Here is a 10412-nt window from a genome sequence, read left to right as displayed (position 1 = left end):
GTGCTCTGCCCACCCCGGGTGGGCAGAGCACGACCCTGCGCGGGACATCCCTGACGCACCCACCTTCGCGGTGTGCCCGCCCCTGTGGTCAGACCACGACTGTCCACAGATCACTGATCGGGCTGCCGTCCGGGCAGCGGCGGCGGCGACGCTGCCCGCGTGACCGCCTCCACCCTGCCCGGCCTGCTGCGCCGGATCCGCCGGACCGGGGACCTCTCGCAACGCGAGCTGGCCGAGCACCTCGGGGTGTCGAAGTCCGCGATCGCGGCGGTCGAGTGCGGAGCGCGCGGCCTGGACGCGCGGGTGCTGGAGCGGGCCGCCGAGCTCGCCGGGCTACGGCTGGTCCTGCTCGACGAGCAGGGACGGGAGGCACCCGGCATGACCGACGCCGCCGTCCGGGACGGCGCGGGTCGGCTGTTCCCCGCGCACCTGGACACCCGCCACGGCGACGAGGACTGGTGGGGCGGTGAGCACCTGCCCCGGGCGACCCCGCCGCGCTACACCTTCAGCCGCGAGCGGCGGTACCGCGACGGGCGGCGCCGGCTCAGCGGGACGGCCGGGGACCACCACCGGCCGGAGCCGGGCGACTCCCTGCCCGACCGGGCCCGGGCCCGCGCCCAGGCCGCCGCCCGGCGGGCCGCCGAGGAACGGCGACGCCGGTTCCTCGCCGGCGAGCGTCCCCCGCCGTCACCCGACCCGGTCTGCACCTGCCCGCCCGGCTGCGACGTCCTGCTGGTCGCCGGGGAGCGCTGGCCGCACGTCGAGGACTGCCCGTGCCGGTGCGACCTCGGCTGACGACGGCCCGGTGACATGCCGGGCCGGGGCGTCGCTGCTACCGTGGCCGACGTGCGCGGCAGCCTCCTGCTTACCCGCCGCGGCGAGGCCCTCTCCTAGGTCGGCCCCCTCGCCGCGGTGTTCGCGCGTACCCGGCGCCTGCTGACCTCCCCCCGGAGCTGTTGCGCCGTCCGCGCACGACAGCCCGCGCACGAGGAGACCTCCCATGAGCGAGTCCCACCCGCACGCCCGCAACCCCCAGCGCCCCTCCGGGATGCCGATCGGCAAGTACGCGCCGTTCACCCCGGTGCCGCTGCCCGACCGCACCTGGCCGGAGACGGTCACCACCCAGGCCCCGCGCTGGTGCGCGGTCGACCTGCGCGACGGCAACCAGGCCCTGATCGACCCGATGAGCCCCGAGCGCAAGCGGCGGATGTTCGAGCTGCTGGTCCGCATGGGCTACAAGGAGATCGAGGTCGGCTTCCCGGCGGCCAGCCAGACCGACTACGACTTCATCCGCCAGCTGGTCGAGGACGACCTGATCCCCGACGACGTCACCGTGCAGGTGCTCACCCAGGCCCGCGACGAGCTGATCGAGCGGACGTTCGAGTCCCTGCGCGGCGCCAAGCAGGCGATCGTGCACCTGTACAACTCCACCTCCACGCTGCAGCGGCGGGTCGTGTTCAACTCCGACCGGGCCGGGATCACCGACATCGCCGTCCACGGTGCCCGGCTCGTGCGCAAGCTGGCCGAGCAGGCCGGTGACACCGAGATCCGGTTCGAGTACTCCCCCGAGTCCTTCACCGGCACCGAGCTGGAGTTCGCCGTCGAGGTCTGCAACGCGGTCACCGACGTGTGGGAGCCGACCGTCGACCGCCCGACCATCCTGAACCTGCCGGCGACGGTGGAGATGGCCGAGCCGACCGTCTACGCCGACCAGATCGAGTGGATGCACCGCAACCTGGCCCGCCGCGACGCGGTCGTGCTGTCCCTGCACCCGCACAACGACCGGGGCACCGCCGTGGCCGCCGCGGAGCTGGGCTACCGGGCCGGCGCCGACCGCATCGAGGGGTGCCTGTTCGGCAACGGCGAGCGCACCGGCAACGTCGACCTGGTGACCCTGGGGCTGAACCTGTTCAGCCAGGGCATCGACCCGCAGATCGACTTCTCCGACATCGACGAGATCCGGCGCACCGTCGAGTACTGCAACCAGCTGGGCGTGCACGAGCGGCACCCCTACGGCGGCGACCTGGTCTACACCGCGTTCTCCGGCTCCCACCAGGACGCGATCAACAAGGGCTTCACGGCGCTGGCCGCCGACGCCGCGGCCGCCGGGAAGAGCGTCGACGAGATCCCGTGGGCGGTCCCGTACCTGCCGATCGACCCCAAGGACGTCGGCCGCAGCTACGAGGCGGTGATCCGGGTGAACAGCCAGTCCGGCAAGGGCGGCGTCGCCTACATCATGAAGACCGAGAACCAGCTGGACCTGCCGCGGCGGCTGCAGATCGAGTTCAGCGCGGTCGTCCAGCGGCACACCGACGACGAGGGCGGCGAGGTCACCGCCCAGCAGATGTGGGCGGCGTTCAAGAACGAGTACCTGCCCGACACCGACGCCCCCTGGGGCCGGTTCTCCCTCGCCGGTCACGAGCACACCGCCTCGGGCACCGGCCCGGACGAGATCCGGGTCGACCTGGTCGACGGCGGGGTGCCGGTCACCCTGGAGGGTCGGGGCAACGGACCGATCGCGGCGTTCGTGGACGCGCTGCGCAGCGTCGACGTGGACGTCCGCGTGCTCGACTACGCCGAGCACGCGCTGTCGGCCGGAGGCGACGCCCGCGCCGCCTCCTACGTCGAGTGCGCCGTGGGCGAGCGGGTGCTGTGGGGCGTCGGGATCGACGCCAACATCGTCACCGCCTCGCTGCGGGCGATCGTCTCCGCCGTCAACCGCGCCCAACGCTGACCGTGGGCCGGCAGCACGCCCTCAGGCCGTGCTGCCGGCCACCAGCGCGGCCGCGGCGTCGTCCAGGGCGGCCCTCAGCTGCCCGTAGCCCGAGCTGCGCGGCGCCTCGGCCAGCAGGACCACCACCCGGCCGTCCGGCAGGACGCCCGCCGAGTGCAGCTGCCGGCGGTCCGCCGGGCAACAGGCCCACGCCTGCTTGACCGCGACCTCGCCTTCGCCGGCCGGCAGCCCCTCGGCCAGCAGCCCGAAGCCCTGGTCGAAGCCGTCGGCCGCGGTGTCGGCGGCCGCCCGCATCCAGTCCAGCAGGGTGGCCGCCGCCCGGTCGTCGGGCCGGTCGGCGAGCGTGCGGAGGAACCGGGCGAGGTCCACCGCGCTCGTCGCCGTCTCGCCCCACTGCGTGACGTCCTCCGGCGGCGCGGTGCTCGTCAGACCGAAGGCCTCCGCGGCCGCGCGCACCAGCGCCGGACCGTCGCGCTCCACCCACAGCAGGTCCATCGCCTCGTCGTCGGACACGGTGATGGCCCGCTCCAGCAGCCCGGCGGTCCGCTCGTCGGGCCCGTCGGGCCCGGCCTGGTCGAGGACCTGGTGCACCACCAGCAGCTTCACCAGCGAGGCGGCGTCCCGCGGGTCGGCCGCGGTCGGACTCTCGACCAGCGTCGCTCCCTGCGGGCCCAGCACGACCGCCGAGATCGTCGCCCGGGCGCCGGACGCGGCCTCCTCGACCTCGCGGAGGACGTCCTCCTCGTCGACGTCCCTGGTCTCCCGGTCGGCCCCCCGCGTCTCCCGACCGGTGTCCGGTGTCTCCCGACCGGTGTCCGGCGCCGCCGTCGCCCCGCCGGAGGAGTCGGTGGCCGTGTCGTCCTCACCCGTGGTCGTGCAGCCGACGGCGAGGAGCAGCAGGACGGCCAGCAGGCCGGCCACCGCGACGCCCGCCGGCCGGTTCCGGGCGCCGGTCATGCATCGATGGTGGGCCATCCGGTTGTCCGGCGCAGGTCGTCACGCCGAGGCCGCCGCCGGCGGCGGGCAGCCCGACCGACGCGGCGCGTCAGCCGGTGCCGGTCGCACGAGCCTCGTCGGGCTGGGCGGCGTCGGGCTGGGCGGCGTCGGCCTGGGCGGCGTCGGTCGAGTGCGTCCCGGTCGGGGGGTCGGTCGGGGCGTCGGCGGGCTGGTCGCCGCTCATGCCCCCCTCACCCGCACGCAGTTCGGCGCCGCGCTGGGCGCCACCCAGCTCGTCGACGAGCAGCTGGTCGGGGGCGACGTGCCGGCGCCGGTAGGCGATCCGGCTGACCATGTGCGCGTTGACCGGCGCGGTGATCAGCTGGAACGCCGCGACCAGCAGCAGCATCCAGGTCGCCGACCAGCCGGAGAGCCGGATCGCGCCACCCACCATGATCAGCAGCACCCCCATCACCTGCGGCTTCGTGCCCGCGTGCATCCGGGACAGGACGTCGGGGAACCGCAGCAGCCCGATCCCCGCGGTGAGGCAGAGGAAAGCACCGGTCAGCAGGCAGGCTGCGGCAATCCAGTCGGCCACCGAGTCGAAGTCGTTCACGGTCTCCCCCCATCCCCGCGCGTGTCGAGCTGCTCGGCGGCCGGCGAGACCCCCAGGTCCTCGTCGTCCGCCCCGGTGCGCAGCAGCATGCCGCCGACGTAGCGCGCGACGGAGACGGCGCCCACGAAGACGAGCATGGCGACGACCACGAGCACCGGGACGACCGTCGGGTCCCGGTCCAGGGCCGCGTGCACTGCGAGGCCGGCGGTGACGATCACCAGGACGGTGTCGGTGGCCACCACCCGGTCCAGCAGGGAGGGACCCAGCGCCAGCCGCACCATCGCCAGCACCGCGCCCAGCCCCAGCATCCCGTAGATCAAGGTCACGACCACGCTCATCGGGTGGCCTCCGCACCGGCGGGAGCGGCACCGCCCTGGACGGGCCCGCGGTCCAGCCGTGCGATGTCCTCCGCCGAGCCGAAGGCGCGCACCACCCGCCGCTCCGTCGCCAGCACCTCCGCGCGCTGCCGTTCCACGTCGGCCTCGCTGCCGACGTCCAGCACGTGGACGCCCAGGGCCATCCGCCGTCGGTCCAGGTCCAGCACCATCGAGCCGGGCACCAGCGTGAGGACCTGGGAGATGGTGCTGAGCAGCAGGTCGGAGTCGGTGCGCAGCTGCACCAGGATGACCGCGCTCTGCCGGACACCGCTGGGCCGCAGCGTCTGCCAGGCCACCTGGGCGCTGGAGACCGTGAGGTTCACCAGGAAGTGGCCCACGAAGTACAGCGCAGCCACCGGGTGCAGCCGCGCTCCACCGGCGACCGCCGGCAGCGGGAGCAGGATGGTGACCGCCAGGGCCACCAGCAGACCGGAGAGGAGGTTCGCCCAGGTCCAGGTGCCCCACAGCAGGATCCAGATGAGCACCAGCCAGACGAGCAGGGGCGCCCGGTGCCGCAACCAGCGGCCGGGGGCCTGGGACGTCACCGGTCCACCTCCTCGCCGTAGACGGCCTCGATGTAGGGGGTGCGGTCGCGGAGGTCGGCAGCGGACCGGGTGGTCATCCCGTACAGCGGTCCGGCGACCACGGTGAGACCCACGGTGAGCACCACCATCGCCGCGGTGGCCGCCATCATCACCGCCGGGAGCGGCCGCGTCGACGGCCGGGACTCCCCCGCACCGCCGCTCGGCTGCCCGTCGCCCCCAGCAGGCCCCGCCGTCGCCACGGCGACGTGCCGCTGCCAGGCGCCCCGGCGTCCCGTCCGGCGGGCGGTGGTGGTCGACGTCGCCCCGCCGACCAGCCCCTCGGGCAGGTTGTCGGCCGGCTCGTTGCCGGCGGAGGGGTCCTGCGGGCCGTCGTCCGGGCCGTTGTCGGGCCCGGCGTCACGGGCCGCGGCCGCGGCGGTGTCGGCCGAGGCCGACTGCGTCGACGGCCGCCAGAAGGCCCGCGTCCACACCCGCGACATGGCCACCAGCGTGAGGAGGCTGGTCACGACCGCACCGCCCACCAGCACGTACGCCTGCCAGGTGCCGACGGAGACGCCGGCACCGAGCAGGCCGACCTTGCCGATGAAACCGGAGAACGGAGGGATGCCGGCCAGGTTCATCGCCGGCACGAAGAAGAGCACCGCGAGCACGGGAGAGGCGGTGGCGAGCCCGCCGAGGCGGGCGCTGCTCGTCGTACCGCCCCGCCGCTCGATGAGCCCGGCGACCAGGAACAGGGTCGTCTGGATGGCGATGTGGTGGACCACGTAGAAGATCGCGCCGGCCAGCCCGGCCGTGGTCGCGAGCGCGATGCCGAAGACCATGTACCCGATGTGGCTGACCAGCGTGAACGACAGGATGCGCCGGATGTCGGTCTGCGCCACCGCGCCGAGGATGCCGACCACCATGGTGGCCAGGGCGGCCCACATGAGCACGTCGTCGAGCGCACCGCCGGGGAACAGCAGCGTCTGGGTGCGGATGATGGCGTAGACGCCGACCTTGGTGAGCAGGCCGGCGAACACGGCGGTGACCGGGGCCGGCGCGGTCGGGTAGCTGTCGGGCAGCCAGGCCGACAGCGGGAAGACCGCCGCCTTGATGCTGAAGGCGATCAGCAGCAGGGCCTGCAGCATCAGCTGGGTGCCGTCGGGCAGGTCGCCGAGCCGGCCGGCCAGCTGCGCCAGGTTCACCGTGCCGGTCGCGGCGTAGACGAGCGCGATCGAGGCGAGGAAGAGCAGCGAGCTGAGCAGGCTGACCACCACGTAGGTGATGCCCGCGCGGATCCGCGGGGCCGAGCCGCCCAGGGTGAGCAGCACGTAGCTGGAGGTCAGCAGCACCTCGAAGCCCACGTAGAGGTTGAACAGGTCACCGGCGAGGAATGCGTAGCTCACGCCGGCGATGAGGATCAGGAACGTCGGGTGGAAGATCGACAGAGGGGTCTCCTCGTCGCCGTCGGCCGTGCCCTGGCCCACGGCGAACACGAGCACCCCCAGCCCCACCGTGCTGGCCACCACGAGCATCAGCGCGGAGAGCCGGTCGACCACGAGCACGATCGCGACCGGGACCGGCCAGTCCCCGACGGCGACCGCGGCCGCACCCTGGGCGTCGGCGATGAGCAGCAGGGCCACCGAGACCCCCACCACCGTGGCCAGGACCACGATGCTGACCGTGCGCTGCACCCGCGGGTGCCGGCCCACCAGCAGCGCGGCCGCCGCCCCGAGCAGCGGGAGCAGCACCGGCAGGGGTGCGAGGGTGCCGATCACCGGTCGCTCCGTCGGGTCGGCGGGAGTCCGATGTCGTCGGAGGCGAACTCGCCGTACCGGTGCGCCAACTGCTCCTCCACGTCGACGTCGGAGGGCATGGTGTTCCCCTTGCCCGCGGGCCGGTCCTCGGTCGGCAGGTCGTCGGGGTCGATGTCGTCGGCGTCCATGCCCTGCCGGGCCGCGACCCGCCGGTCCTCCTCGTCGATCTCGATGACCTCCTGCCGGACCAGCCGCCAGGACCGGTGCACCATCGCCAGCAGGAACGCGGTCACCCCGAAGGTGATCACGATCGCGGTGAGCACCAGGGCCTGCGGCAGCGGGTCGCTCATCTCCTCCGTCTCGGCGTAGCCGAACACCGGGGACAGCCCGGTCGGGCCGCTGGCGGACAGCAGCAGCAGGTTCGTCGCGTTCCCCAGCAGGATGAAGCCGAGGATCACCCGGGTCAGGCTGCGGTCCAGGAGCAGGTAGACACCCGCCGCGTAGAGGCCACCGATCACGACCGGCAGCACGATGGTGGGGGTCATCGGGCGATCACCTCGTCGGGAGCGACGTCCGCCGGCTCCTGCTCGTCCTCCTGGCGGTCGGTCTCGGCACCCAGGCTGCGGAGCACGTCCAGGACCAGCCCCACGACGATGAGGTAGACGCCGATGTCGAAGAACAGCGCGGTGGGCAGGCTCACGTGGCCGAGCACCGCCACGTCCGTCTCCAGGTAGGCGGACTCGAGCACCGACCCGCCCAGCAGCAGGCCGGCCACCCCGGAGCCACCGGCCAGCAGCAGCCCGCCCCCGAGCAGCAGACCCGGGGCCACCGGGGCGGCCGCGCCGAGTTCGTACCTCCCGCCGGCCAGGTAGCGGAGCACGAGCGCCAGCCCGGCCACCAGCCCACCGGCGAACCCACCGCCGGGCTGGTTGTGCCCGGAGAACAGCAGGAACAGCGAGAAGACGACGATCGGGTGGAACAGGAAGCGCGTGGCCACCTCCAGGACCACGGACCGCCGCTGGGGCGCGAGGGTCGAGCTCGCCGAGAGCCACCGGCTCTTCGGCGCCCGCCGGGCCGCGCTCGGGTCGTCCCCGGAGGTCTGCCCCTCCCCTGCCCGGTCGACCGCTCCGGTGCGGCTGCGGAGGAAGACCAGGCTGGCCACGCCCGTGGCCGCGACGACGAGCACCGACAGCTCGCCCAGGGTGTCCCAGGCACGGATGTCGACGAGGATCACGTTGACCACGTTCTCCCCGTGCCCCTCCTCCAGCGCGAGCTCGGGCATGTCGGTGGAGACCGGCGTGGCCGTGCGGGCGGCCAACGCGGCTGCGCCGACCCCGGCCATGAGCAGGCCCACGCTGCCCGCCAGCACCGCCCGGACGGTCCGCTCGGCGGGGCGGTGCCGTTCGCTGATGTCCTTGGGTAGCCGGCGCAGCACCAGCACGAAGACCACGAGGCTCAGCGTCTCGACCAGGAACTGGGTCAGCGCCAGGTCGGGAGCGCCGTGCAGCACGAACAGCAGGGCCAGCCCGTAGCCGGTCACGCCGACGACGAGCACCGCGGACAGGCGCTGCCGGAGCGGCACGGCCACCAGCGCGGCGGTCACGACCACCGCGCCGACCAGCGCCTGCAGGGGGCTGTCCCACGCCCGCCACTCGTCCGGCCACGGCGCCTGGAACAGCAGCACCGACCCGGGCAGCGCCAGGACGACGACGAGGATGGTGCCCAGGTAGGCGGGCAGCGACCCGCGCTGCGTCGTACCCGTGACCAGGACGGCGAGCCGGTCGAGGGCCTGCAGGGTGTTCCAGTAGCCCTCGTCGGCGGAGGCGCCGACGGCCAGCCGCTGCTGCAGCCGGTGGAACGGCGCGCGCAGCGCGAAGATCGCGGCGCCGCCGAGCAGGGTGACCGCGGAGAGCGCGAGCGCGGGCTGCAGACCGTGCCACAGCGCCAGGTGCTCCGCCTCCGGGGCGATCAGGGGCAGGGTCTCGGAGTAGCGCACCACCAGGTGGTCCAGCAGCGGACTGGCCGGGCCGGCGGCGAGCCCGGCGAGCGCGAGCACGGCCGGCGCGGTGAGGAACAGCGGCCCGGGGTGGTGCTCCAGCTCCGCCGGCGCCGTGTCCGGCAGCTCCGGCTTGCGGGCGAACGCGCCCCACAGGAAGCGGGCGCAGTACGCGGCGGTGAAGACCGAGCCGAGCACCAGCCCGACCAGGACGACGACGGCGGCGACCCGGTCGGGGACCCCGCCCTCCCACAGCGCGGTGAACGCCGCTTCCTTGCCGACGAAACCCAGGAACGGCGGCAACCCGACCAGGCTGGCCGCGGCCAGCGTGGCGATCACGGCGAGGGCGGGCATGCGCCGGCCCAGCCCGGACAGCAGCCGCAGGTCGCGGACCCCGGTCGCGTGGTCGACCACCCCGACGGAGAGGAACAGCGTCGACTTGCTCAGCGCATGCGCGACGGTCATCGCCAGCCCCGCCGCGGCCAGCTCCTCGCTGCCGGCCCCGACCATGGTGATCAGGAAGCCCAGCTGGCTGACCGTGCTGAAGGCCAGCAGCAGCTTCAGGTCGTTCTGCCGCAGCGAGCGCCAGCCGCCGATCAGCATCGTCGCCACGCCGAGCCCCAGCACGACCGGCCGCCAGCCGGGGACGTCGGCGAATCCGGGGGCCAGCCGGGCCACCAGGTAGATGCCGGCCTTCACCATCGCGGCGGCGTGCAGGTAGGCGCTGACCGGGGTCGGCGCCTCCATCGCGGCCGGCAGCCAGAAGTGGAAGGGCACCATCGCCGACTTCGTCACCGCACCGGCCAGGACGAGCATCGTGCCGACCACCAGCACCGGCCCGCTGCCCGGGTCGGCCACGATCACCGACAGCAGCCGGCTGCCGCTGGCCGAGGAGATCATCAGCAGCCCGACCAGCATGGCCAGACCGCCGGCCGTGGTGAGCAGCAGCGCCTGGCTCGCCGCCCGCCGTCCGGCCAGCTTGCCGCCCGACCCGCCGATCAGCAGGAACGAGAAGACGGTGGTGAGCTCCCAGAAGACGTAGAGCACCAGCACGTCGTCGGCGAGCACCAGGCCGAGCATCGAGCCGGCGAAGGCGGTCATCACCCCGGCGAACCGGCCCACGCCCTCCTCGTCGGGCTCGAAGTAGCGCGCGCAGTAGACCAGCACCAGTGCGCCGACCCCGGTGACCAGGGCCGCGAAGCTGAGCGACAGGGCGTCCAGCCGCAGCGCGACGTCCAGGTCCAGCGCCGGGATCCAGGAGACGGTCTCGCGGACCTCGCCCCCGCCGACCACCGTGCCCAGGCGGGTCAGCACCCAGCCGAAGGCCACGCCCGGGACCAGCGCGAGGGCCAGGAACGCCTGGCGCCCCCACCACCGCACCAGCAGCGGGGCGACCACCGCGGCAGCGAGGTGGAGGATCAGCAGCAGGCCCAACGGGTCCCTTCCGGTCGTCGTCGGCCGGGCGTGCGGGT

At 74.0% G+C, this 10412-nt stretch carries 9 protein-coding genes; 2 read left to right on the top strand and 7 right to left on the bottom strand.

Annotation, left to right across the window (positions count from 1 at the left end; translation table 11 throughout):
- Nucleotides 1-159 precede the first annotated feature (159 nt).
- Together ACI79Y_RS15510 and leuA are read left to right on the top strand one after the other, a co-directional pair.
- The gene (locus tag ACI79Y_RS15510) at nt 160-795 is read left to right on the top strand and encodes a helix-turn-helix domain-containing protein (RefSeq protein ID WP_457159342.1); all 636 of its coding nucleotides are present in this window, start codon (nt 160-162) and stop codon (nt 793-795) included.
- A 205-nt stretch (nt 796-1000) separates the two neighbouring features.
- Nucleotides 1001-2734 (top strand): 2-isopropylmalate synthase, encoded by a 1734-nt coding sequence (gene leuA / locus ACI79Y_RS15505; RefSeq protein WP_457159341.1) that lies wholly within the window; start codon nt 1001-1003, stop codon nt 2732-2734.
- Between the two features lie 21 nt (nt 2735-2755).
- Here the strand turns inward: leuA and ACI79Y_RS15500 are convergent, their stop codons facing one another.
- The 7 genes from ACI79Y_RS15500 to ACI79Y_RS15470 form a co-directional block, all read right to left on the bottom strand.
- A complete protein-coding gene (locus ACI79Y_RS15500; RefSeq protein ID WP_457159340.1) occupies nt 2756-3691 on the bottom strand; it encodes a serine hydrolase in 936 nt (311 codons plus the stop codon).
- Nucleotides 3692-3779: 88 nt separating this feature from the next.
- The gene (gene mnhG, locus ACI79Y_RS15495) at nt 3780-4286 is read right to left on the bottom strand and encodes a monovalent cation/H(+) antiporter subunit G (RefSeq protein ID WP_457159339.1); all 507 of its coding nucleotides are present in this window, start codon (nt 4284-4286) and stop codon (nt 3780-3782) included.
- Nucleotides 4283-4624: a monovalent cation/H+ antiporter complex subunit F gene (locus tag ACI79Y_RS15490; protein ID WP_457159338.1), complete on the bottom strand. Its 342-nt coding sequence runs from the start codon at nt 4622-4624 to the stop codon at nt 4283-4285. Before ACI79Y_RS15490 ends, mnhG begins: the two co-directional genes overlap by 4 nt.
- The gene (locus ACI79Y_RS15485) at nt 4621-5208 is read right to left on the bottom strand and encodes a Na+/H+ antiporter subunit E (protein ID WP_457159337.1); all 588 of its coding nucleotides are present in this window, start codon (nt 5206-5208) and stop codon (nt 4621-4623) included. Before ACI79Y_RS15485 ends, ACI79Y_RS15490 begins: the two co-directional genes overlap by 4 nt.
- Nucleotides 5205-6965: a Na+/H+ antiporter subunit D gene (locus tag ACI79Y_RS15480; RefSeq protein ID WP_457159336.1), complete on the bottom strand. Its 1761-nt coding sequence runs from the start codon at nt 6963-6965 to the stop codon at nt 5205-5207. The genes ACI79Y_RS15485 and ACI79Y_RS15480 overlap by 4 nt, the downstream gene beginning before the upstream one ends.
- Nucleotides 6962-7489: a Na(+)/H(+) antiporter subunit C gene (locus ACI79Y_RS15475; protein ID WP_457159335.1), complete on the bottom strand. Its 528-nt coding sequence runs from the start codon at nt 7487-7489 to the stop codon at nt 6962-6964. The genes ACI79Y_RS15480 and ACI79Y_RS15475 overlap by 4 nt, the downstream gene beginning before the upstream one ends.
- Nucleotides 7486-10374, bottom strand: coding sequence for a Na+/H+ antiporter subunit A (locus ACI79Y_RS15470; RefSeq protein WP_457159334.1), 2889 nt, complete (start codon nt 10372-10374; stop codon nt 7486-7488). Before ACI79Y_RS15470 ends, ACI79Y_RS15475 begins: the two co-directional genes overlap by 4 nt.
- Nucleotides 10375-10412 lie beyond the last annotated feature (38 nt).

Source organism: Modestobacter sp. SYSU DS0875 (genome assembly GCF_054050915.1).
The sequence above is the reverse complement of the archived record's forward strand: the minus strand, read 5'-3'. Positions and strand labels throughout refer to the sequence as shown.